The sequence below is a fragment of the Pseudoxanthomonas sp. CF385 genome (assembly GCF_900104255.1).
Taxonomy (GTDB): Bacteria; Pseudomonadota; Gammaproteobacteria; order Xanthomonadales; family Xanthomonadaceae; genus Pseudoxanthomonas_A.
In genome coordinates, this window is the sequence record NZ_FNKZ01000003.1 from 215,937 (window position 1) to 238,505 (window position 22,569).

A 22,569-nucleotide genomic window follows, 5' to 3' on the forward strand; every position below is an offset into this window, starting at 1 on the left:
ACGCCGACGGAGACTGACGCATGGACAAGGCCCTCTATGTCGCGATGACCGGTGCACGCGCCTCGCTGCAGGCGCAGGGCACCGTGTCGCACAACCTGGCCAACGTGGACACCAAGGGATTCAAGGCCGCACTGGCCGGCACCGAGGCGTTCAAGATCCAGGGCCCGGGATTCCCGTCGCGGGTGGACGCGGTGCTGATCGATCCGGGCTTCGACGGCCGGACCGGTTCGCAGATGGTCACCGGGCGTTCGCTCGATGTCTCGCTGCAGCCCAACCGCTGGATGGCCGTGCAGGCCGCCGATGGCGGCACGGCGTACACGCGCAACGGCGAGCTGAACGTCACGCCGAACGGCCAGCTGGTCACCGCCGGCGGTCGTGCGGTGCTGGACGAGAACGGCAATCCGATCGCGGTGCCGCCGGCGCAGTCCATCGACATCGGCGCCGACGGCACGGTCTCGATCGTGCCGCAGGGCGAAGGTCCGCAGACGATGGCGGTCGTGGGCCGCATGCGCCTCGTGGAAGCGGCGCAGTCGCAGCTTGCTCGCGGCGGCGACGGTCTGATGCGCCCCTCCGATCCGCAAGCCCCTGCACTTCCCACGGCCACCGGCAACAGCCTGACGATGGGGGTGCTGGAAGGCAGCAACGTGGACGCTGCCGGTGCGCTGGTGCAGATGATCCAGTTGCAGCGGCAGTTCGAGATGCAGGTGAAGGTCATCCGCACGGGCGACGAGATGGCGCAGTCGTCGAACCAGCTGTTGCGCCTCGGCGGCTGATGCTTCTCGAGCCCCTCTCCCACCGGGAGAGGGGTTGGGGTGAGGGGCAACGGAGTCCGTGTCTTCCCGGGCCTCGAGATGCAGCCGCGCCCGCTACGTGTTTCGCTCCGATGGCCTTGCGGGCCGGGTCTCCCTCGCTTTGGAGATGGTGCCGCTCGCCGCGGGGGCCTTCTTTCTTTGCTTGTGCAAAGAAAGAAGCAAAGAAACACACCCCAGGCGGCACGCCCTGCGCTTCGCTCCGGGTCCGCGAGCGGGCCGGGAATTTCCGTAAGGCACATCCATGTGCCATACGGAAACGCCGTCATCCATGACGGCGCCCTACGGGTTTTACCCGGCCCACTCACCGCGCCTCATGGGGACCCGAAGGCAAGCAAAAGCAAAGCTGCAGCCTCGGATGTCTCAGACGTGGCTCTTGGGGCCCCTGAGGTCCGGCAGTCACGGCGGGTAAAACCCCGCAGGGGCGGCGCACAAGGATGTGCGCCGTTTTCGTACGGGGCAGGATGCCCCGCACGAAAATTCCCGCCGGGACTGCGAACCCGCCGCGCAGCGGCGGGCGGACCGCCGGGGGGTGTTTCTTTTGCCTACTTTTCTTTGCACAAGCAAAGAAAAGTAGGGCCTCCGCGGCAAGCGGCACCATGTCTGAAACGCCAAGACATCTCCGGCTCCGCCGCCCGTCATCTTTCCGCCGCGCAACCGTGACCCCCGTCGCATCCCCCGCCCGGCGCCCGCGCCGGACTTACGACACCCGTTTCGGCACAGGACTTGCCTGAGAGGGGGCGAGGAACCGTATCGCACGGTTCCACCCCTTTACCCGCGAGGAACCACGCCATGAACCAAGCCCTCTGGGTCGCCAAGACCGGACTGGACGCGCAACAGACGCGCATGTCCGTGGTCTCCAACAACCTGGCGAACACCAACACCACCGGCTTCAAGCGCGACCGCGCCAGCTTCGAAGACCTCCTTTACCAACAGGTGCGCCAGCCCGGCGGCTCCACCTCCTCGCAGACCCAACTGCCGTCCGGCCTGCAGCTCGGCACCGGCGTGCGCGTCGTGTCGACCTCCAAGGACTTCCAGCAGGGCAACCCGCAGCAGACCGGGCGCTCGCTGGACGTCATGGTCAACGGCCGCGGCTTCTTCGAAGTGCTGCTGCCCGACGGCTCGCCGGCCTACACCCGCGACGGCTCGTTCCAGATCAACGCCCAGGGCGAACTGGTCACCAACAGCGGCTACCCCGTGCAGCCCGGCATCCAGGTACCCGAAGGCGCGCAGTCGATGACCATCGGCGCCGACGGCACCGTCAGCGTGACGATGGCCGGCCAGGCGCAGGCGCTGGAGATCGGCTCGCTGACGCTGACCGATTTCGTCAATCCGTCGGGCCTGCAGGCCAAGGGCGAGAACCTCTACGTCGAAACCACCGCCTCCGGTCCTGCGCAGAACGGCACGCCCGGCTTGAACGGCCTGGGCAGCGTCGTGCAGGGCTCGCTGGAAGGCTCCAACGTCAACGTCGTGGAAGAGCTGGTGAGCATGATCGAAACCCAGCGCGCCTACGAAATGAACGCCAAGGCCATCTCCACCACCGACTCCATGCTCGGTTACCTCAACAACAACGTCTGATCCGCCTGACGCCCCCACGAGACACCACGAGGCTCGCCATGAAGCGCTCCACGTCCGCCACTACCCTCGCCTGCGCCCTGGTCCTGTTGCCGGGTTGCGCGCGCTATTACGGCGACGTGCGTCCCTACGCACCGATGCAGCCCATCCAGCCGGTCGTCGCCGCGCAGGCGCCGGCCACCGCGGGTTCGATCTACCGCGCCGGCCCGGGCCTGAACCTGTATGCCGACCGCCGCGCACGCGACGTGGGCGACCTGCTGACGATCAACCTGGTGGAGAACACCACCGCGCAGACCTCGGCCACGACCTCCGTGGACAAGCAGAGCGAAGTCAGCCTGGCCGCACCGAACATCGCCGGTGCGCCGGTCACCCTCAACGGCCGCGACATCCTCAGTGCGTCGATCAATGGCGACCGCGGCTTCAGCGGCGCCGGCAACAGCGCGCAGAGCAACAAGCTGCAGGGCAGCGTGACGGTCACCGTGATCCAGCGCCTGCCCAACGGCAACCTGGTCGTGCAGGGCCAGAAGAACATGCGCCTGAACCAGGGCGACGAGATGGTGCAGATCCAGGGCATCGTCCGTCCGGCCGACATCAACCCGGACAACAGCATCTCCTCCGGCAAGGTCGCCGACGCGCGCATCGCCTACGGCGGCCGCGGCGCGATCGCGCAGTCCAACTCGATGGGTTGGCTGGGCCGCTTCTTCAACTCTCCGATCTTCCCGAACTGAGCCGCGCGCCATGGACACGCCGAACGCCGAACGTTCCAACGCTGCGCCGTCGAAGAAGCCGCGCCGCATCGACACCTACACGCTGCTGGGCCTGCTGGCTTGGATCGGCCTGGTGCTGATCTGCCTGGCGCCGGCCGCGCGCGCCGAGCGCATCAAGGATCTCGCCCAGGTCGGCGGCGTGCGCAGCAACCCGCTGGTCGGCTACGGCCTGGTCGTGGGCCTGGATGGCACCGGCGACCGCACCAGCCAGGCGCCTTTCACCGTGCAGAGCCTGAAGAACATGCTGGGCGAGCTGGGCGTCAACGTCCCGGCCAACGTCAATCCGCAGCTGAAGAACGTCGCCGCCGTGGCCATCCACGCCGACCTGCCCGCCTTCGCCAAGCCGGGCCAGCCGATCGACATCACCGTGTCCTCGATCGGCAACGCCACCTCGCTGCGTGGCGGCAGTCTGCTGATGGCGCCGCTGCGCGGTGCCGATGGCGAGGTCTATGCGATCGCCCAGGGCAACCTGGTGGTCGGCGGCTTCGGCGCGCAGGGCAAAGACGGCTCGCGCGTGTCGGTCAACGTGCCCAGCGTCGGCCGCATCCCGAACGGCGCCACCGTCGAGCGCGCGATCCCCAATGCGCTGGATAGCGGCGAAGGCACCATCACGCTGAACCTGCATCGCGCCGACTTCACCACGGTGTCGCGCATGGTCGCGGCGCTGGAACAGAATTTCGGCGCCGGCAATGCCTACGCGCTGGATGCCGTTACCGTCGCCGTGCGCGCACCGGCGGACATCTCGCGCCGGGTGAATTTCCTCGCCCAGATCGAGAACCTGGAACTCACCCCCGGCAGCGCGCCGGCGAAAGTCATCGTCAACGCCCGCACGGGCACCGTGGTGATCGGCGCGCAGGTGCAGGTGATGCCGGCGGCGGTGACGCACGGTTCGTTGACGGTGACGATCACCGAATCGGCGAACGTCAGCCAGCCGAACGAATTCTCCCGCGGCGGCACCACCGTGGTGACCCCGCAGTCCAGCGTCTCGGTCAGCCAGGAAGGCAACCGCATGTTCAAGTTCGAGGGCGGCACGTCGCTGGACGAGATCGTCCGCGCGGTGAACGAAGTCGGCGCCGCGCCCGGCGACCTGATCGCGATCCTGGAAGCCCTGAAGCAGGCCGGCGCCTTGCGCGCGGAGCTCGAGGTGATCTGACATGGCCAGTGCTCCGCTCAGCGCCCTCAATCCCTCGCTGCCGCTAGCCGACGCCGGCGCGAAGGCCGACAACGCGCGCATCCACGAGGTCGCGCGCAAGCTCGAGGGCCAGTTCGCACAGATGATGATCAAGTGCATGCGCGAGGCGGGCTTCGGCGATTCGCTGTTTCCGGGCGAGAATCAGGTCTTCCGCGACATGTACGACCAGCAGATCGCCACCGCGATGTCGCAGGGCCGCGGCCTGGGCCTGGCCCCGATGATCGCGCGCCAGCTGGGCGCCACCGACGCGGCCACGCCCGCCGTACCCGCCACAACCGCGCTGTCGGCGTACAAGCGTCTGCTGCCGGGCACCGATGCCGATTCCATGCTCGACGCGATCGCCGGCCGCGGCATCGGCAGCCGCGATACGCAGGGCGGCGCGTCGATGCCGGACACGATCACCCTCGACACCATCACCGTGCGCCCGGATGCGGCGTGCGATGAGGTCGAACAGGTCGCCTCGGCCGACCCGTCCCAGTACGCCCGCAACACGCCGGAGCGTTTCGTCGCCGAGATCTGGGGCCACGCGCAGAAGGCCGCCAAGGAACTGGGTGTGGATCCGCGCGCGCTGGTCGCACAGGCGGCGCTGGAGACCGGCTGGGGCAAGCGCCAGATCAAGACCGGCGAAGGCGGCAGCGCGCACAACCTGTTCGGCATCAAGGCCACGGGCTGGAAGGGCGAACGCGCGCGCAGCGCCACGCATGAGTACACCAACGGCGTGAAGCATTCGGAGACCGCGGACTTCCGCGCCTACGCTTCGCCCGCCGAAAGCTTCGCCGACTACGTGCGGATGCTGAAGAACAACCCGCGTTACCAGCAGGCGCTGTCGGCCGGCAAGGACATCGTGGGCTTCGCCCGTGGCCTGCAGCGCGCCGGCTACGCCACCGATCCGACCTACGCCAACAAGATCGCCTCCATCGCCAATGGCCCCACGCTCGGCAAGGTGCTGTCGGCGATCGGTACCACGGTGGGTGGCCCGGTCGGCAACGTCGTGGGCAACGCCATCGGCAACGCGCTGCGGCGCTGACCAGGGGATAACGCATGTCGAACCTACTCGCCACCGGCAGCAGTGCTCTGATCGCCTTCCAGCGGGCGCTGTCCACCGTCGGCCACAACGTCGCCAACATCAACACGCCGGGCTATTCGCGCCAGCGCACCGAATTCGAAGCGCGCGATGGCACCTACTTCGGCTACGGCTACCAGGGCAACGGCGTGCAGATCGTCGACGTGCGCCGGATGGCCGATTCGCTGGCGACCTCGCGCCTGCTCGACAGCGGCGGCGAACTCTCGCGCCTGCAGCAGTTGTCCGTGATGTCGACGCGCCTGGACCAGCTGTTCTCGGAGAAAGCCACCGGCATCAGCGCGCCGTGGTCGAGCTTCTTCGATTCGGTCAACGCCCTGTCGTCCAACGCCGCCGGTTCGGCCGACCGCGAAAGCGTGCTCGCGCAGGCCAATGCGCTGGTCACCCGTTTCCGCCAGATCGACCAGCACCTGGACGGCCTGGATACCGAGGTCAACGCCGGCCTCACCGCCGCCACCGGCGAAGTCAACCGGCTGGCCAAGGAAATCGCCCAGCTCAACGGCCAGATCGGCGGCAGCAGCAGCCCGTCGGGCGACCTGCTCGACCGCCGCGACCAGCTGATCAGCGAACTCGTCGCCTTCACCGGCGGCAATGCGATCACCCAGGACGGCGGCCTCGTCAACGTATTCAGCGCCGGCGGCCAGCCGCTGGTGGTGGGCACCTCGGCCAGCACGCTGGTGACCGTCGCCGATCCGTACCGGCCGGAACGGCTGCAGGTCGCGCTGGAAACCAACGGCCAGCGCGTGACGCTCGACAAGCGCGCGCTCGGCGGCCAGATCGGCGGCCTGGTCGAATTCCGCACCACCGTGCTGGATCCGGCGATGGCCGAACTCGGCCGCATCGCCACCTCGCTCGCGCAGACCTTCAACGAAGGCCACCGCGCGGGCATGGACCAGTACGGCCAGATGGGCGCGGACTTCTTTACCCTGCCCGCACCGCGCATCTCTTCCAACGCCAACAACACCGGCAACGCCAATCTGACCACCTCGGTCGGCCGCACCGCGGGCCTCAATGCGCAAAACGTGCTGCTGCGCTTCGACGGCACGGGCTGGGTCGCGACACATCCGGACACGGGCGCCAGCATCCCGATGACGGGCACCGGTACCGCCGCCGATCCGCTGGTGGTCAACGGCATCGAAGTCGTCCTCGCCTCCGGCACGCCGGCGACGAACGACCGCTTCCTGCTGCAGCCCACCGCCGGTGCGGCCGGCGCCCTGAGCGTGGCGATCACCGACCCCAGCCGCATCGCCGCGGCGACGCCGGTGAAGGCGACCACCGACCTGGCCAACACCGGCAGCGGCAAGCTCAGCGGCCTGAAGGTCACCGATGCCGCCAACGCGGGCCTGCTGACGCCCGTCGACATCGAGTTCATCGACGCCACGCAATACACGATCAATGGCACCGGTCCGTTCGCCTACACGCCGGGCCAGACCATCGCCTACAACGGCTGGAGCGTGGTCCTGGACGGCGCGCCCGCCGCCGGCGACACCTTCAACGTGGGCCCCACCGGCGCCAATTCCAGCGACAACGGCAACGCCAAGCTGCTGTCCAATCTCGACGATGCACGCGTACTCAACGGCGGCACGCTGACGCTCAATGGCGCGATCGGCGGGCTGACCACGCAGGTCGGTTCGGCGGCGCGCCAGGCGGACTATTCCGCACAGGCGCAGCAGGTCATCCACGACCAGGCGCAGGCCGCGCGCGATGCGGTTTCCGGCGTCAACCTGGACGAGGAAGCCGCCGACCTGATGCGCCTGCAGCAGGCCTACCAGGCGGCGTCGCAGATCATCGCCACCGCCGACACGCTCTTCCAATCCCTCCTGGCCGCGACCCGCCGATGAACTACCGCATCTCCACCGGCATGATGTACCAGCAGTCGATCACGACGATGCTTGCCAAGCAGGCGAAGCTGGCGCACACCCAGCAGCAGTTGGCCAGCGGCCAGCGCCTGGTCACCGCGAAGGACGATCCCGTCGCCGCCGGCACGGCGGTCGGCCTGGACCGCGCCGTGGCCGAACTCGAACGCTTCGGCATGAACGCGAATGCGGTGCAGAACCGCCTCGGCCTGCAGGAGAACGCGTTGACCCAGGTCGGTGATGCGATGGCGCGCGTCAACGAGCTCGTCATCCAGGCCAACAACGCGGCGATGGGCGAAGACAGTCGCAAGGCGATCAGCACGGAACTGAAGGCGATCTACGCCGGCCTGCTCGACCTGGCCAACAGCACCGACGGCGCCGGGCGCTACCTGTTCGGCGGTACCAGCGACGGCAGTGCACCGTTCGCGATCTCCGGCGGTGGCGTGATCTACAGCGGCGACCAGACCCAGCGGCAGGTGGAAGTGGCGCCGGACATGTTCGTCGCCGACGCGCTGCCGGGCAGCGAGGTGTTCCTGCGCCTGCGCACCGGCGACGGGCGCATCGACGGCCAGGCCGCCATGGGCAATACCGGCACCGGCCTGTTGATGGGCTTCAGCGTCACCGATTCCACGGCATGGGACGGCGGCACCTACACGCTCAGCTTCGGTGCCAACGACACGTACCAGGTACTGGACAGCGGCGGCAATCCGGTCGCCTCCGGCACCTACGCCAAGGGCGAGAGCATCGCGTTCGCCGGCGTGCAGATGAAGATCGACGGGCAACCGGCCAACGGCGACAGCTTCACCCTGGGGCCTGCCGGCGCGCGCGACATTTTCGCCACGGTGCAGGGCCTGATCACCACGCTGGAAAGCAACCCCACCACCGACGCGCAACGCGCCGCCATGCAGAACAACCTGCAGGCCGCGATGCGCGACGTCGCCACCGCGCAGGGGAAGATGATCGATGCGCGCGCCAGTGGCGGCGCGCAGCTGTCCGCCATCGACGACGCGGCGGCGCTGCGCGAGGCCAACAACGTCACCCTGCAGGGCACGCTGTCCACCCTGCGCGATCTGGACTGGGCCGAGGCCATCGGCCGCTACCAGATGGAAAACACCGCCCTGCAGGCCGCACAGACGGTCTTCATGCAGATGCAGTCGCTGTCGCTGTTCAAGCTGATGGGCTGACGACGGCGCCCTCCCCCTTTCAAGCAGTCCTTGCCCTCCCGCCGCGAACCCTCGCGGCGATTTTTTTTTGTAGGTGCCCTTCTCCCCGCCTGCGGGGAGAAGGTGCCCGGAGGGCGGATGAGGGGCCGAGCGCTGTAAGCCATCGGACGCTCCACCTTCACTTCTCCGTTCGCCCCTCACCCGCCTTCGGCACCCTCTCCCCGCTGCGCAGGGAGTGGGGAACTCGCCGGCCTCACCCGGAACACCACACTGATCCGTGGCCCCTGCACGCGCCGGGTCTTCGGGATGCCGTGCTCATGCGTTTGCTGCGACGCATGGCTCATCGACAGCACGCTACCCGGCGCGAGGTCCACCGCCAGCGTCTCGCGCCTGCCTTCGCGCGCGCGGATCAGCATGCGCCGCGGCGCACCCAGCGAGACCAGGGTGATCGGATGGCCGGCCGCCACGGTGTGCAGCTTGTCGCCGTGCATGGCCACGCTGTCGTCGCCGTTGCGGTAGAGGTTCATGCCGATGCGCGAATACGGTGCCGGCGCCTTGGCCTGCACGCAGGCCAGCAGCGCCGCCAGCGGCAGGTCGTCGGGCAACGCGTCCACGGGATAATTCGCCAGCAGCCGCGGCACATCGACGATACGGTCGTACATCGGGCGCTGAAGATGCGTCCACGCGGCCTGCGTGTGCAGGACATCGAACCAGCGTTTGGCCGTGACGGGATCGATCACGCCGGGCCAGTAGCGGATGCCCCCTTCGGCGTCGTCCACCAGCGGCACCATGCCGGGTGCGAACAGATCGTCGGTCAGCGTGGACAGGGCGTGCATGGCGGCCTCAGTGGAAATCGCGCGAACTGGTCTGCAGCTCGCCGAGCAGATGGCTGAAGTCGTGCAGATCCTGGGCGATCAGGTGGCGCACGCCGTCGACGTGCTCCCAGCGTCCACGCACGCCCAGCAGGCGCGCCCCCAGCAGCGCCTTGCGCCGACGCTCGGCGATGCGCGCCCAGACCACCACGTTGATCACGCCGTGTTCGTCTTCCAGGGTGACGAAGATGACGCCGCTGGCCGTGCCGGGGCGCTGCCGTTGGGTGACGATGCCGGCCACATGCACGCCGCGCCCATGCGGAAGGTCTTGCAGCTGGCGCGAATCGACCACGCGCTCGCGACGCAGGCGATCGCGCAACAGGGCCAGCGGATGCGTGCCCAGCGTCAGTCCGGTGACGCGGTAATCCGACAGCACGTCTTCGACCGAGTTCGGCGCGGGCAACACGATGTCGTCCTCGTCGGGACTGCCCGGCAGCAGGGGACGCTGGCGCTCGACCCCGGCGACGGCCCAGCGCGCGGCGTGGCGATGGCCGGCGAGCGACTGCAGTGCGCCGGCTTCGGCCAGGGCGCTGCGGGCTTTCTCGTCGAGATGCGCGCGCAGGCAGAGGTCGCGCACATCCACGAACGGCCGCTGCGCGCGGGCCGCCATGATCGCCTGGCCTACCGCCTCCGACAGCCCGCCGACCTGTCGGAAACCGAGGCGCAGCGCCGCCTGTCCACCATCGTCGACGCCGCATCTCGCCTGGCCGCCTTCCAGCGTGTTGTCCCAGTCGCTGCAGGCCACGTCCACCGGCCGGATCTCGATGCCGACGCGTCCGCCCTGCCCGCGGCGTGCGTCCTGCACGATCTGGCTCGCCGAGTAGAACCCCATCGGCTGCGCGTTGAGCAATGCGCAGACGAAGGCGGCCGGCTCATGCCGCTTCAGCCAGCAGCTGATGTAGACCAGCTTGGCGAACGAAGCTGCATGGCTCTGCGGAAAGCCGTAGGAACCGAAGCCCTTGATCTGCTCGAAGATCTGGTCGATGAACTCGGATGAATATTTCTTCTCTTCCATCAGCCGACGGATCTTGTCGCGGTGCGGCGCCATGTCGCCGCCTCTGCCCCAGGCCGCCATCGAGCGACGCAGGCCATCGGCTTCCGACGGCGTGTAGCCGGCGTGGATCACCAGTTCCATCACCTGTTCCTGGAACAGCGGGATGCCCAGCGTGTTGCCGAGGATGGCCTCGATGCCCTCGGACGGATACGTCACCGGTTCCTTGCCCTGCCGTCGCCGCAGGTAGGGGTGCACCATGCCGCCCTGGATGGGGCCGGGACGGACGATGGCCACTTCGATCACCAGGTCGTAGAACTTCGCCGGCTTCAGGCGCGGCAGCATGCTCATCTGCGCGCGCGATTCGATCTGGAACACGCCCACCGTATCGGCCGCCTGGATCATGGCGTAGGTCGGCGCATCGCCGCCGGGAATCTTCGCCAGGTCGATCGGATAGCCACGGTGTTTCGCCACCAGGTCCACGGCCTTCTGGATGCAGGTCAGCATGCCCAGCGCCAGGCAGTCGACCTTCAGCAGCTTCATCGTCTCCAGATCGTCCTTGTCCCACTGGATGATGGTGCGGTCGTCCATCGCGGCGTTCTCGACCGGCACGACCTCGGACAACGGTCCGTCATTGATGACGAAGCCACCGACATGCTGCGAGAGGTGGCGCGGATGGCCGCGTAGCTGGGTGGTCACCGCCAGCACGCGATGGATCAGCGGGTTCTCCGGCTCGAAACCGGCCTCGCGCAGGCGCTGTTCCATCGGCGTCTCGCCATTGCCCCAGCCATAGCACTCGGCCAGCAGGCCGACCTGGTCCGGCGGCAGGCCGAACGCCTTGGCGACGTCGCGCACCGCGCTCTTGCCGCGGTAGCGGATGACGGTCGCCGCCAGCGCCGCGCGGCGCCGACCGTACTTGCCGTAGACGTACTGCAGCACTTCCTCGCGGCGTGCGTGCTCGAAATCCACGTCGATGTCCGGTGGTTCGCCACGCTCCTCGGACAGGAAGCGCGCCATCAGCAGGCGGCTTTCGGCCGGATCCACCACGGTGATGCCGAGCGCGAAGCAGACCGCGGAATTGGCGGACGAACCGCGGCCCTGGCACAGGATGTCCTTCGACCTGGCGAAGCGGACGATGTCCTCGACGGTGAGGAAGAAGGCCTCGTATTTCAGGCGCGCGATGAGGGCGAGTTCCTCGTCGATCTGCGCGACGAGGGCGGGCGGCACGCCGTCCTTCCAGCGTTCGCGCATGCCCCGCTCGGTCAGCGCGCGCAGCCAGCTGGCCGGCGTATGGCCGTCCGGCACCAGTTCGGCCGGATACTTGTACTTCACCTCCTCCATCGAGAACGTGCAGCGCTGCGCCAGGGCGACGGCGTTCTCCAGCAAGGCGGCGGGATGGATGTTGCCCAGCGCCCGCCGCGTGCGCAGGTGGCGTTCGCCGTTGCGGAACAGGTGTTCGCCGCACTCCGACAGCGGCATGCTGTGGCGGATCGCCGTCATCGTGTCCTGCAACGCCCGCTGCCGGCGCACGTCCATATGCACGTCGCCGCTGGCGATGGCCGTCATCGACAATCGCTGCGCCAGCGCCAGCACCTGTTGCAGGCGCGTCGCGTCGTCCTGTTCACGGTGCAACTCCACCGCCAGGTGCGCACGCGCGCCGAACACCTGCTGCAACCAGCGGCCCTGCGCATCGTCCAGCGTGCGGCCCGGCAGCCACAGCGCGAACAGGCCACCGGCCTCCGGATCGGCGTTCCCCAACACCTGTTCCACATCCTGGCGCGTGAGCCGGTACGTGCCCTTGGCGGCGGCACGGCGTGCGGTGGTGATCAGTTCGCACAGGCGCGTGTAGCCGTGCAGGGTTTCCACCAGCAGCACGCACTTCAAACCGCAGACCAGGGTGAACTCGCTGCCGACGATCAACTTCAGCTGCGTCGCGCGCGAGGCTTCCAGCCCGCGCACGATGCCGGCCAGCGAGCACTCGTCGGTGATCGCCAGCGCTTCGTAGCCGCACTGCTGCGCACGGAGAAACAGATCCTCCGCGCTGGAGGCGCCGCGCAGGAAGGAGAAATCCGACAGGCAGTGCAGTTCGGCATAGGCCGGCAGGCCGTCGTCGACCGGCGCGTCGTCATTGGCCGCCGCATGCGTGCGCAGCCGCTGTGCGGTCTCCCAGGCACGCGGCACGTGCGCACCCGGATAGTCGCCGCGCTCTTCCTCGCGGCTCACGCGAACCACCCGTGCAGCATCCAGCTTCCCTGCTCGCCCGGCGGCGCGAACGCCCAGGCACGCTGGCCCTGCGAGGTTTCCAGCACGTAGTAATCGCGACGCGCGTCCTCGCCGTCCCACCAGCCGCTCTCCAGCCGTTCCGGACCGGAGACGATGCGCGGATGCGGATCGCGCAGCGGCACCGGCTGCGGCAGCAGCCAGGCCGGTCGCGGCGGACGTACCGGCGCTTGTTCGATGCGGGCACCATCGCCGTGCACGCGCCGCCACGCACGCTCCGGTCGCGGGTCGCCGGCGGGCGTCACGCGATGCACCGCTTCATCGCCCAGGCGCGCGCGCAGGCGTTCGCGCAGCTGTGGCCACGGCAGTTGCTGCTGCGGCCGCGTATCGAACAGGTCGCGCGCTGCCGGCACGAACGGCGGCAGCTCGCGCGCGAGCAGGCGCACGCCCACCACCGGCTGCGCGATCTGCACGCGCTCCAGCCGGTTGCGGGTCAGCTCGAACAGCATCGCCGGTTCACGTTCGGCGGCCAGCAGGCCCACCTCGACATCGGTATGGCCTTCCTCGTGTTCCAGCCGCAGGACGAAACGCTGCACGCCGCCGTCGCGGATGGACAGGTAGGTGGACAGGTCGCCGATCAGCCGGCGCAGCGGGAACAACAGCGCCATGTGGCTCTCGACTTCGTAGCCGAGTTCGATGCGCGCGTCGAAATGGTCGGGCGGCGCGTAGTACGCCAGCGGATCGTCGGCCTGCCCGTACAGCCGGTCCAGATGCTCCAGCACCGGCAGGCCGAAGCGACGGCGCAGGCTGTCGCGCGGCAGGTCGCGCAGCGTGCGCAGGTCGCGGATGCCCATGCGGTGCAGGCGCTCGCCGGCGTCGTCCGGCAGGCGTGCGCGCCGTACCGGCACGCGGTCCAGCATGTCCGCCATTGCGGCCGGCTGCATCACCGCCAGACCGTCGCGCAAGCCGGCGAACACATGCGCCGCGCGAGGCGTCGGCGCCAGGGCGATGCGATGGGCGAAGCCGAGCATCGACAATTCCTCGCGCAATCGCGCCTCGATGCGCGGCCACGGTCCCAGCAGGCGGAAACTGGCGCGCACCTCCAGCACCAGGCAACCCGGCCACTGCGCGCTGACCAGCGAGCTGTGCCGGTACGCCCACGCGGCGAGGAAGCGCTGCCAGCGCGCTTCGGCCGACGGGTCGTATTCGACCATCGCGAAATCCGGCAGCAGCGCATGCGCGGCGGTCAGCCGCATGCCAGCCCGCAGACCCGCCTGCGCGGCGGAGGCATTCACCGCATGCAGGGTGCGCAGCTGCGCGGCGCCGCCGACCAGCGCCAGCGGTGCCTCGGGTTCGGGCAAACGCCGGAGGACGGCGTCCAGCGCCAGCTGCGGCAGCAGTACACAGGCCCAGAGCATGCGCGGGCCTCAATGCGCGGCCGGCGCGAACGCTTGCGCGGGCGCGGGGCCACCGCGGCATTTGCGCACCTGCCAGTGCGTGCCGCCCTGCGCATCGCGGGTGGCTTCCACGCGCAGCGCGGCCGCCGATGGATTGGCGGCATGGCGACGGTCGCGCAGCGCGAAGCCCAGGCACTCGCCGCTGTCGGCCGCCACCTGCAGGCGACGCAAGGCCGGTCCATCCGCCTGTACCGGCCAGCCCAGCACGGCGGCGCAGGCGCCGCTGCGCAGGCATTGTTCGAAGGCCCACAGCGCATCGCGTGGCGCAGCCTCGACGATCTCCAGCAATGCCAGGTCCACGCCCGCGTGCTGCCAGGCGGGCGCATACGGGATGTACGGCGGTGCGATCAGTGCCACCGTGCTGCCGGCCTGGGTCATGCGCGCCAGTGTGGGCAGCAGCAGCGCCAGTTCGCCCACGCCGTCGGCAGGCAGCAGCAGTTCGGTCAGCGCGCGACGGGGCCAGCCGCCCTGCGGCAGCAGCGCATCGAGCGCGGCATGGCCGGTGGGCTCGCCGTCCGCTGCGATGGCCACGCTGCGGCCCGCATGCCACAGCGTGCGCGCGGCCAGCAACGTGTCGAGGGCGACGACCGCACCCATGTCAGCCGCGCCTTACCAGGCCGCAGTACACGCCTTCGATGGCGAAGTCCTGACCGGGCTGCACCTCGATGGGCGCGTGCGCGGGATTGCGCGGCAGCAGGCGGATGCGCCGGCGTTCGCGCTGCAGGCGCTTGATGGTCAGCTCGCCGTCGATGCGGGCCACGACGGTCTGCCCGTCGCGCGCGTCGGGCGTGCGGTGCACGCCGACCAGGTCGCCGTCGACGATGCCGTCGCCGATCATCGAATCGCCCTGCACCTTCAGCAGGTAATCCGGCTGCGGCGAGAAGAGCCGGCGGTCCAGCCACAGCTGTTCGTCCAGGCCGATGTCGGCCCCGATCGGCTGGCCGGCGGCCACCCGGCCGAGCACCGGCAACGGCAGCAGGTCGGCCGTGCCGCCCGGCAGACGCAGGCCGCGTTTCTGGCCGGGTGCCTGCTCCAGCAGGCCATCAGCCACCAGGGCCTGCACATGCTTCTGCGCGGCATTGCGGGAGGCGAAGCCGAACGCGTCGGCGATATCCGCCAGGCTGGGCGCACGCCCGGCCGCCAGCTCCTGGCGCAGGAAGGCCAGGACGGCGGCACGTTGGGGAGGCAGGTCGATGGGGTTCATGGGTGTACATTTGTACACCTATCCGTCGCTCAGCGCGAGACTGGCGGAGCCGCCGGTCATCGGTTAGCACGTAGCCCGGGTAAGGCCATAGGCCGCACCCGGGATGTCCGCGATGTGTTTCCCCCGGGTGCGCTTCGCTTACCCGGGCTACGTCGCTCAGGCGGCCTGCTCTTCGGCGCGCTCGACCAGGGTTTCGGCCATCTGGCGCCAGTTGGGCAACTGGTCCAGCACGCCCAGCGACTTCAGGTAGCCCTCGTCCACCGGCTCGTTGCTGGCCAGCGCGCCAGCCACGTGCACGGCGCCAGGTACCCAGAAGCTGCGCAGGCTGGAGCGCTGCGGCTGGCGGTGGAAGGCCACCGCCTCGACGATCGGCATCGGCAGGCCCCACAGGCCCAGCAGGTAGGCACCCGCCTCGGTGTGGCCGGGACGGTCGTCGTCCTCGGTCGCCGGGGTGTCACGCTCGTCGCGCACGCCCGGCAGCAGCAGGCCGATGTCGGCCAGCAGCGCCGCGGTGGCGCCGAGTTCGGAACTGGTGCGCGGCAGGATCTTCGCCGCCAGGCGCGAGGCCAACAGCGCACGGTTCTGCAGCGCGGCACGGTCGACGCTGGAGGTTGTCTTCATCGAGAACACCTCGCTGGCCAGCACCAGGTCGCGCAGCGTACCCAGGCCCAGACGCGTCACGGCAGCGCGCAGGTCGGTGACCGAGCGGCCATTGGAGAAGTACGCCGAGTTGCACAACTGCAACACCTTGGCCGCGATGGCCGGGTCGCCCGCCACCAGCGTGGCGATGTCGTTGGCGGTGCCTTCGTCTTCTTCCAGCGCGCGGGTCAGCGCGAAATACAGGTGCGGCGGCGACGGCAGATGCTCGACCCGGCCGATCGCCCGGCGCAGGCGCGGGCTGTCCAGCAGGTCGCGCAGCTCTTCCAGGCTGTGGATCGATTCCAGCACCGTCTCCGACGACAGCGGCAACGGCAGGAAGCGGTGCGCCACGCCGATCAGCTTGATCGGTGCCGACAGGCTGTCGGAACTGCCTTCCAGCAGGGCGATGCGGATCGTCTCGGGACGCAACGTGCGGATCTGCCCCAGCAGCGTGGCCGGCGGCAGGTCCGGCAGGCCGGGACCGACCATCACCACGTCGACCGGGCCGTTGGCGACCGCGAACATCGCCGATTTGCCGTCGGCGACCGTCTCCACGGTCCACTCGTCCCCCATGTCGCCGATGTAGTCGGCCAGATCGTCAGGCAGGCAGGCGGTATCGCCAACGTACAGAATGCGCAAGGCACGGCCCCTTTTCTTGCAGGTTCGATGCGTGCCCACGCGGTCGCGCGGCACGGACGGATGAAATCTAGCAAGGATGTCGGCCGCCGCCGCCGCTTCTTGAAGGGCGATGTGGCGGAGTGCGCAGCGCTTCACACTCCGCTGTCGGTGGATCCCCGACAGCCCCGCGTTCAGAAGCGGAACATGCCCAGCACCTGCGGTCCGCGGTTGTTGAGGTTGAGGTTGCCGTCGAAGCGGGTGCGCTCGAAATCGAGATCCACGTCGTTGTAGTTGTAGCGCAGCGAGAAGCCGAAGCGCTCCCACGGGAAATATTCCAGTTCAACCTGCGCATCCAGCGCATCGCCGGTGACGTTGCCGCTGTCCTTGCGCGTATAGGCGAGCGACGCCCCCCAGCGCCAGTGCGCCGACAGTGCATGCGCGTACTCGACCCGCAGCATCGGCGCCCACTCGTCCTCGGACAGGTCGTTCGCGTAGGCCACCGGTGAGCCGGCCACGGTGGCGGTGGCGTCCAGCTCGGCCTCGATGTCGTAGCGCATCGCGCCCAGCCCCACGCCGGCCGCGCGCTGGCCGTCCTGGAGGAAGAACCAGGTGTAGGAGACGCCGGTGATCTTCAGGTCCAGGCGGCCGGTCAGGTCGGCATCGACGGGGTACGCGTTGTCGCCGATCTGCAGCGTGCGGTCCAACAGGCGGCGGGTGTCATCGTCGTAGTCGTAGCCGAACGCATCGAGCTTGTGCCGCCGCTCCTCGCCGAAGCTGCCGCCGATGTTCCAGACCAGCGCATCCTGGCGGTCGATGAAGCCCAGGTCGCGCTGGAAATTGACGTGCGTACCCATCGAGCCATCGCTGGCGTCCCAGCGCGTGTCCAGATCGTGGTCGGCCCAGTACCGGCCTGCACCGATGTAGAAGCGGTCGACGGCCGGCAAGCGGTCCTGTGCGGCGGCGGTGAACGAGGTGCCTGCGAACAGCAGGCCGAGGACGACGGGACGGTGCATGGGACGGCTCCTGTGGCAGGGCGGACAGGCAGTGCGTCTTCGTGGGTTCCGACGTCGCCAGCATCCGCCCGCCCCGCCACGGGGTCAAGGCGGAAGGCAGGTAAACGCACTTCCATCCGGCGCCACGTCGTCCGGCGCCGAGAGATGCAGGAGCAGCTGCGCCAATGTCATCACGTCCTGGAAGTTGTGCAGCAGCACGCGCCGCAGCAGGCCGGCATCGCCTCCACGTAGGTACTGCAGCCACGCGCCCGGCGCTTCCGATCCCGGCAGATCGTCCTCGCGGACGATGCCGAGCGCATGGCGCTCGATGGTCGCCAACCGGCAGTTCTCCCACACTCCGCGATACCGGCGACGCGTGGGGAACAGCAGGTCCAGGTGCTCGAGGCCGGCCAGCGGCGTGCCCTGTCGTGCGAGGCGATAACGCGTGGCCAGCAGCGGCGCGTCGTAGCAGCGCCCGTTGTAGCTGATCAGGCGCGTGTCCTCGGCCAGCCATCGCGAGAACTCGCGCAGCATCGCCGGCTCCGCGGACAGGTGCGTGATCAGCAACTGGCGCACGCGCAGGCCGCCCGGCACGAAATCCGACGCGCCCACCATGAAGGCGCGCGTGCCGGTGCCGCCGGACAGGCCGGTGGTTTCGGTATCGAAGAACAGCATGCCGCGGGTCGGCAACAAGCCGGTGCGCGCGAACGCACCGTCCACGTCGTCCGGCACCGGATCGAACGGCAGCACCTGTTCGAGCAACAACAACCCCGGGGCAATCTCGTCGCCCGGCAACGCCCGATCGCAGGCGCGTACCACCGAAGACGGGCGAGCACGCTCACGGATGCCCAGCATGCGACGCAAGGCAGGCAGTGGATCGTGCACCGGCGGCAACGCGCTGGAGGGCGAAGCGGGGCCGTCATGCCCAGCCTGCCGCCGCAACCGCTGCAGTTTCTCCAGACTGACGCTCATGCGGCATCCAGCAGCTGCAACACGCGCATCGCGAGCGCACGCGGGGTCGTGTCCGCCTCCTCATCGACGGCCAGCACCGGACCCACGCACGCCGGACACCCGGCCTTGCAGTCGCAGCGGCCCACCAGGTCCGCGGCGCGGCGCACCAGTTCCGCCTGGCGTCGCCACAGCGGTTCGCTCAGGCCGATGCCGCCGGGGTAGTTGTCGTAGAGGTAGACCGTCGGCACGAAGCGGTCGCCCGACGCCGGCGACAGCAGTTGGCCCTCGCCGCTGCGCAGCTGTCCCCTGCCCTGCGTGTCCGGCAGCGCGAACCAGGCGCCGTCGCCATCGCCGACCGCCTTCTGCAGGTCGCGACCCTCGGCCATGACCGCGACCGTCGCCGCGATGTGCAGCGCATGCGCCGCGCCGAGGAAGCCGTCCAGCGCCTCCTGGCGCGAGCCGAACGACGCTTCAAGCAGCTGCGGCGGCAGCTGCCACCACAGGCTGGTGGTGTGCATCTCCTGGTCCGGCAGGTTCACCGGGCCGTAGCCGATGTTCTCGTGCGTGTAGTAGCGGATCTTCTTGTAGCCGGCCACGCGCCGCACCACGTGCACTTCGCCGTGGTGGCACGTGCCCTGCCCGGCGATGCCGCCGTCGAAGCGTTCGAGCACCTTCAGCTTGGTGTAGTCGATCGCATCGGTGTAGTAGTCCACATGGGTACGGGTGACGTAGGCCTTGCGGCCTTCCCAATCCAGCCGCTCCACCTGGTAGGGCGTGGACTGCACCATGTGGATCGCGCCTTCGTACAGTGTCAGCGGCGCGGCGCTGAAATCGACTTCGGCGATGATTACCTGGCGCCCGTCGGTGCGGTCGACCACGACGAAATTGCCGTCCGCCACCGAGCGCAGGCTGACCGCGTTGGCCGGATAGCTGTCGGCGATCCACTCGTAGCGGTCGCCCTCGCGATGGACCACGCTGTCCTCGTCCAGCAACTGCAGGAACGGGGACGGATCGACCGGCCCGTACATCTCGCCGGCCAGGAACGGCAACTCGAAGGCGGCGCAGCGGATATGGTCCAGCAGGATCATCGGCTGGTCCGGCGCGATGCGCGCATGCTCCGGCGGACTGTCGGCGAAGAACTCCGGGTGCCGCACCACGTACTGGTCCAGCGGCTGCGAACTGGCGACGAGGATGCCCAGCGAGGCCTGCTGTCGACGCCCGGCCCGGCCGAAGCGCTGCCACGTCGCCGCGATGGAGCCCGGATAGCCGTTCAGCACCACCGCATCCAGGCTGCCGATGTCCACGCCCAGCTCCAGCGCGGACGTCGAGACGATGCCGTCCACGCGCCCGTCGCGCATCGCGCGCTCGGCGTCGCGCCGCTCGGTGGGCAGGTAGCCGCCGCGGTAGGCGCGGATCCGCGCCGGCTTGCGCGGATCGTGGTCGAACACGTCCTTCAGGTACTTGGTCAGCACTTCCACCATCGTGCGCGACTGCGCGAACACCAGCGTCTTCAATCCGGCCTTGATCGCCAGCCGGGCGATCCGGTTGCTCTGCGAACGCGCCGAGGCGCGCAGGCCCAGGTCGGGATTCACCACCGGCGGATTCCACAGCAACACATGCTTGTCGCCGGTAGGCGCACCGGATTCGGTGATCGCCTCGACGTCCGCCTCGATCAGCGCCTCGGCGTGCGCCTTCGGGTTGCCGATGGTGGCCGAGCAGAGGATGAACTGCGGGTCCGCACCGTAGAACGCGCACACCCGCTTGAGCCGTCGCAGGACGTTGGCCACATGGCTGCCGAACACGCCGCGGTAGGTATGCACCTCGTCGATCACTACATAGCGCAGGTTCTCGAAGAACTGCGCCCACTTGGTGTGGTGCGGCAGGATGGCCTGGTGCAGCATGTCCGGATTGCTGACCACGATGTCGCCGTGCAGGCGGATCGCCTGGCGCGCATCGCCGGGCGTGTCGCCGTCGAAGGTGAACGCTTTCAGCCCGAGGTCGCCTGCGCGGCTGAGGTCCAGCAGCTCGGCCACCTGGTCCTGCGCCAGCGCCTTGGTTGGGAACAGGTACAGCGCCTTGCCCTTGCGCGAGAGCGCCGAGGCCACCACCGGCATCGTGTAGCACAGCGATTTTCCCGACGCCGTCGGCGTCACGATGGCCAGGTGCTTGCCCGCCTGCGCGGCCTGCCAGGCCTCGGCCTGATGCGAATACAGCCGGCCGATGCCGCGCGCGCGCAACGCCGCCGAGAGCGACGGCGGCAGATCATCGGGCAGGTCGGCGTAGCGACCTTCACGTCCGGGGATGACGAAGCGCCCCGTCACCCGGTCGTGGTACTTGCCGGCGAGGCGGTCGGCCAGCGCGTTGCCATCGCCGGGCAAGGCCGGCAACAGCGAGGCCTCGTCGGCGTGGCGGCGGATCCACGAGGTTTGGGCGGGCATGGTCGGCTCTCTGTGCGTGCCCGTCTGCGGGCGAGCGCGCATCAGACGACAGCGGCGTCTCACCCGCTGAGACGGGTTCGTGGCCATCACCTCGCTGAATCCTCAGTTTTGTGATCGGCGATTGAAGGTATTTCTCACCCATGGGTAACGCGCGCCGGGTTACCACGGCATCACCCCCACCGGAGGCGTACGCCCATGAACCGACACCTCTATCGCGAGCAGCTCGATACCTTGCGGCAGACACCGTTCCGTTCACCCGAGCGGGCCGACGACGCGTTCGCCGCGTTCACGGCGCACGACTACGGCCGCCGCCGCCGCCTGCATCCCGACGTCGCCTGGGAAGATGCCTGCCGGGCCTATGCCTTCGCCGCGGCCTCGCACGCGGAACATGGTGGCGAGCACCTGGATCTGGATACCGAACTGGAGCTCGAAGACCACTGGGACCGCCTGCGCGGCGACAGCGGCCCCGAGTGGCCGGTCGCGCGCACGCTGCTGCGCGAGGCGTGGCGCTGGCTCGACGAACACGAGCCCACGCCCGCGCGCGTGCATTGAGCGCGCGCGCTTCGTCGTCGCGTGCGCGACGCGACGACGAACGGTGACCGGATCGCGTGCGGCAGTGCGTGTCCCTGTAAGCAGGGGCAGTCGATAACAACAAGAACCGGCGGGATCATGGACCGCGTCCGCGTGCGGACACGGGCAGGAGACGTCGCTACAGGGGGTCGCGCTGTCGGATGCGCGACGGGGACGGGAACGCGGCTGTCACGCGTCGGTAAGCCGTGCTTCATCCAGTCAGTCCATGCTCCGCCAGGCCTTGCGCCAGGGAGTGGGACCGCATGTCATGCCTTCAGAAACCGATCGCCCCGGCCTGGGCGGACGCGCACGCCCCCTGCGCCGTCATCGATATCCACGCCGAGCTGCTGTTCTGGGAACACACCTACGCCAGCCAGCCGTTCCATCGTTCCGGCACGCCGTTCCGCCACTACGTGCCCACCCTGAAATTCGCGTACGACGTCTACCTGCTCTCGCACCGGCAATCGCTGCACGAGTTGCTGCCGACCCTGCCCGCGCGCTACCACACCGGCAACGTGCGCGGCCTACGGCTCGACTGGCCGCTCGCGCAGGCCGTCATCGAGCGCGTGTGGGAGCGCCTCAATGCGCCGCTGGAAGAGGATCCGCCGTTGTTCCCGCCCTCGCCTGTCGCCTTGATGGACGAGCGCGCGATCCTCGCCGCGGCGATGCGTCAGCGCTGACCTTCACGCAGGCGATGCAAAGGTGAACCAGAACGCGCGCGCGCGGTTAAATACGGGTTAAAACGCTCTTTATTTCACTTAAGCGTCACTTCCGCGAACCAACACTCCGCCGTGTCAGACCACCATACCGATACGGGGATCACCATGGCCAGCCTGCACCGCCGTTCCACTCAGCACACCGCGCAGATCGTCGATATCGACGCCGAACTCGCGTACTGGAAAACGCGCCTGAACGAAGACACGTTCCAGGTGGTCGGCGCCACGGTCGGCGATCTGGAGCAATGCCTGAAGGTCGGTTACGACGCCTACCTGCTGCACCACCAGCACGAGTTCGACGACATCGCCCCCGCCCTGCGCGACCGCCTGCAGCGCTACTGTCCGGATACGCCGATCGGCTGGTACCGCGCGCAGCCGATCATGCGTGCGGTATGGCAGCGGCTGAAGCCCGCCACCGTCGGCCACGTCTGAAGACCGAGGGCCCGCGCGGCCCGGGC

General features: G+C 69.0%; 19 protein-coding genes. 10 read left to right on the forward strand and 9 right to left on the reverse strand.

All coding sequences use genetic code 11. The features are described from left to right. The first annotated feature begins 20 nt into the window (after positions 1–20). The 7 genes from BLT45_RS16425 to flgL all read left to right on the forward strand — a co-directional run bounded on the left by BLT45_RS16425 (position 21) and on the right by flgL (position 8,464). Positions 21–773 carry a flagellar basal body rod protein FlgF gene (locus BLT45_RS16425; protein ID WP_093303049.1) on the forward strand — a complete coding sequence of 251 codons (753 nt, stop codon included), beginning with the start codon at positions 21–23 and terminating at the stop codon, positions 771–773. An 828-nt stretch (positions 774–1,601) separates the two neighbouring features. Next, complete coding sequence (gene flgG / locus BLT45_RS16430) at positions 1,602–2,387, forward strand: flagellar basal-body rod protein FlgG (protein ID WP_093303054.1); 786 nt, start codon at positions 1,602–1,604, stop codon at positions 2,385–2,387. 38 nt (positions 2,388–2,425) lie between these two features. Next, complete coding sequence (gene flgH, locus BLT45_RS16435; protein WP_093303060.1) at positions 2,426–3,112, forward strand: flagellar basal body L-ring protein FlgH; 687 nt, start codon at positions 2,426–2,428, stop codon at positions 3,110–3,112. Between the two features lie 82 nt (positions 3,113–3,194). After that, positions 3,195–4,304 (forward strand): flagellar basal body P-ring protein FlgI, encoded by a 1,110-nt coding sequence (locus BLT45_RS16440; protein ID WP_343123879.1) that lies wholly within the window; start codon positions 3,195–3,197, stop codon positions 4,302–4,304. 1 nt (position 4,305) lies between these two features. After that, positions 4,306–5,370 carry a flagellar assembly peptidoglycan hydrolase FlgJ gene (flgJ, locus tag BLT45_RS16445; RefSeq protein WP_093303068.1) on the forward strand — a complete coding sequence of 355 codons (1,065 nt, stop codon included), beginning with the start codon at positions 4,306–4,308 and terminating at the stop codon, positions 5,368–5,370. Positions 5,371–5,384: 14 nt separating this feature from the next. Beyond that, the gene (gene flgK / locus BLT45_RS16450; RefSeq protein ID WP_093303072.1) at positions 5,385–7,265 is read left to right on the forward strand and encodes a flagellar hook-associated protein FlgK; all 1,881 of its coding nucleotides are present in this window, start codon (positions 5,385–5,387) and stop codon (positions 7,263–7,265) included. Further along, a complete protein-coding gene (gene flgL, locus BLT45_RS16455) occupies positions 7,262–8,464 on the forward strand; it encodes a flagellar hook-associated protein FlgL (RefSeq protein WP_093303078.1) in 1,203 nt (400 codons plus the stop codon). Before flgK ends, flgL begins: the two co-directional genes overlap by 4 nt. A gap of 176 nt (positions 8,465–8,640) precedes the next feature. On the opposite strand, the gene BLT45_RS16460 is transcribed toward flgL, so the two are convergent. The 9 genes from BLT45_RS16460 to BLT45_RS16500 form a co-directional block, all read right to left on the reverse strand. Beyond that, the gene (locus BLT45_RS16460; protein WP_093303084.1) at positions 8,641–9,279 is read right to left on the reverse strand and encodes an alpha-ketoglutarate-dependent dioxygenase AlkB; all 639 of its coding nucleotides are present in this window, start codon (positions 9,277–9,279) and stop codon (positions 8,641–8,643) included. A 7-nt stretch (positions 9,280–9,286) separates the two neighbouring features. Then, positions 9,287–12,529 carry an error-prone DNA polymerase gene (locus BLT45_RS16465; protein ID WP_305775346.1) on the reverse strand — a complete coding sequence of 1,081 codons (3,243 nt, stop codon included), beginning with the start codon at positions 12,527–12,529 and terminating at the stop codon, positions 9,287–9,289. Next, on the reverse strand, positions 12,526–13,944 hold the full coding sequence (locus BLT45_RS16470) for a Y-family DNA polymerase (RefSeq protein WP_093303088.1): 1,419 nt from the start codon (positions 13,942–13,944) through the stop codon (positions 12,526–12,528). Before BLT45_RS16470 ends, BLT45_RS16465 begins: the two co-directional genes overlap by 4 nt. 9 nt (positions 13,945–13,953) lie before the next feature. Next, on the reverse strand, positions 13,954–14,580 hold the full coding sequence (imuA, locus tag BLT45_RS16475; RefSeq protein ID WP_093303092.1) for a translesion DNA synthesis-associated protein ImuA: 627 nt from the start codon (positions 14,578–14,580) through the stop codon (positions 13,954–13,956). A 1-nt stretch (position 14,581) separates the two neighbouring features. Further along, positions 14,582–15,187: a transcriptional repressor LexA gene (lexA, locus tag BLT45_RS16480; protein ID WP_093303096.1), complete on the reverse strand. Its 606-nt coding sequence runs from the start codon at positions 15,185–15,187 to the stop codon at positions 14,582–14,584. A gap of 156 nt (positions 15,188–15,343) precedes the next feature. Continuing rightward, positions 15,344–16,465 carry an HDOD domain-containing protein gene (locus tag BLT45_RS16485; RefSeq protein WP_093303100.1) on the reverse strand — a complete coding sequence of 374 codons (1,122 nt, stop codon included), beginning with the start codon at positions 16,463–16,465 and terminating at the stop codon, positions 15,344–15,346. A gap of 170 nt (positions 16,466–16,635) precedes the next feature. Continuing rightward, positions 16,636–17,457 (reverse strand): hypothetical protein, encoded by an 822-nt coding sequence (locus tag BLT45_RS16490; protein ID WP_093303104.1) that lies wholly within the window; start codon positions 17,455–17,457, stop codon positions 16,636–16,638. Between the two features lie 84 nt (positions 17,458–17,541). Then, complete coding sequence (locus tag BLT45_RS16495) at positions 17,542–18,408, reverse strand: ribonuclease H-like domain-containing protein (protein ID WP_093303109.1); 867 nt, start codon at positions 18,406–18,408, stop codon at positions 17,542–17,544. Next, positions 18,405–20,825 (reverse strand): DEAD/DEAH box helicase, encoded by a 2,421-nt coding sequence (locus tag BLT45_RS16500; RefSeq protein ID WP_093303112.1) that lies wholly within the window; start codon positions 20,823–20,825, stop codon positions 18,405–18,407. The genes BLT45_RS16495 and BLT45_RS16500 overlap by 4 nt, the downstream gene beginning before the upstream one ends. 195 nt (positions 20,826–21,020) lie before the next feature. Here BLT45_RS16500 and BLT45_RS16505 point away from each other — a divergent pair, with 195 nt between their 5' ends. From BLT45_RS16505 to BLT45_RS16515, 3 genes are all read left to right on the forward strand, one after another. Then, positions 21,021–21,377, forward strand: coding sequence for a hypothetical protein (locus tag BLT45_RS16505; RefSeq protein WP_093303116.1), 357 nt, complete (start codon positions 21,021–21,023; stop codon positions 21,375–21,377). A gap of 281 nt (positions 21,378–21,658) precedes the next feature. Next, positions 21,659–22,075: a hypothetical protein gene (locus BLT45_RS16510; protein WP_093303122.1), complete on the forward strand. Its 417-nt coding sequence runs from the start codon at positions 21,659–21,661 to the stop codon at positions 22,073–22,075. A 144-nt stretch (positions 22,076–22,219) separates the two neighbouring features. Further along, positions 22,220–22,543, forward strand: a complete 324-nt coding sequence (locus BLT45_RS16515; protein WP_093303124.1) for a hypothetical protein — start codon at positions 22,220–22,222, stop codon at positions 22,541–22,543. The last annotated feature ends 26 nt before the right edge of the window (positions 22,544–22,569 follow it).

What these genes read in the sequence shown, in the direction of transcription:
- BLT45_RS16500 (WP_093303112.1), bottom strand. Translation starts at nt 20,825, where the DNA reads ATGCCCGCCCAAACCTCGTGGATCCGCCGCCACGCCGACGAGGCCTCG.
- BLT45_RS16505 (WP_093303116.1), top strand. Translation starts at nt 21,021, where the DNA reads ATGAACCGACACCTCTATCGCGAGCAGCTCGATACCTTGCGGCAGACA.
- flgH (WP_093303060.1), top strand. Translation starts at nt 2,426, where the DNA reads ATGAAGCGCTCCACGTCCGCCACTACCCTCGCCTGCGCCCTGGTCCTG.
- BLT45_RS16425 (WP_093303049.1), top strand. Translation starts at nt 21, where the DNA reads ATGGACAAGGCCCTCTATGTCGCGATGACCGGTGCACGCGCCTCGCTG.
- BLT45_RS16470 (WP_093303088.1), bottom strand. Translation starts at nt 13,944, where the DNA reads ATGCTCTGGGCCTGTGTACTGCTGCCGCAGCTGGCGCTGGACGCCGTC.
- BLT45_RS16490 (WP_093303104.1), bottom strand. Translation starts at nt 17,457, where the DNA reads ATGCACCGTCCCGTCGTCCTCGGCCTGCTGTTCGCAGGCACCTCGTTC.
- flgJ (WP_093303068.1), top strand. Translation starts at nt 4,306, where the DNA reads ATGGCCAGTGCTCCGCTCAGCGCCCTCAATCCCTCGCTGCCGCTAGCC.
- BLT45_RS16515 (WP_093303124.1), top strand. Translation starts at nt 22,220, where the DNA reads ATGGCCAGCCTGCACCGCCGTTCCACTCAGCACACCGCGCAGATCGTC.
- flgL (WP_093303078.1), top strand. Translation starts at nt 7,262, where the DNA reads ATGAACTACCGCATCTCCACCGGCATGATGTACCAGCAGTCGATCACG.
- imuA (WP_093303092.1), bottom strand. Translation starts at nt 14,580, where the DNA reads ATGGGTGCGGTCGTCGCCCTCGACACGTTGCTGGCCGCGCGCACGCTG.
- lexA (WP_093303096.1), bottom strand. Translation starts at nt 15,187, where the DNA reads ATGAACCCCATCGACCTGCCTCCCCAACGTGCCGCCGTCCTGGCCTTC.
- BLT45_RS16460 (WP_093303084.1), bottom strand. Translation starts at nt 9,279, where the DNA reads ATGCACGCCCTGTCCACGCTGACCGACGATCTGTTCGCACCCGGCATG.
- flgG (WP_093303054.1), top strand. Translation starts at nt 1,602, where the DNA reads ATGAACCAAGCCCTCTGGGTCGCCAAGACCGGACTGGACGCGCAACAG.
- BLT45_RS16510 (WP_093303122.1), top strand. Translation starts at nt 21,659, where the DNA reads ATGTCATGCCTTCAGAAACCGATCGCCCCGGCCTGGGCGGACGCGCAC.
- flgK (WP_093303072.1), top strand. Translation starts at nt 5,385, where the DNA reads ATGTCGAACCTACTCGCCACCGGCAGCAGTGCTCTGATCGCCTTCCAG.
- BLT45_RS16495 (WP_093303109.1), bottom strand. Translation starts at nt 18,408, where the DNA reads ATGAGCGTCAGTCTGGAGAAACTGCAGCGGTTGCGGCGGCAGGCTGGG.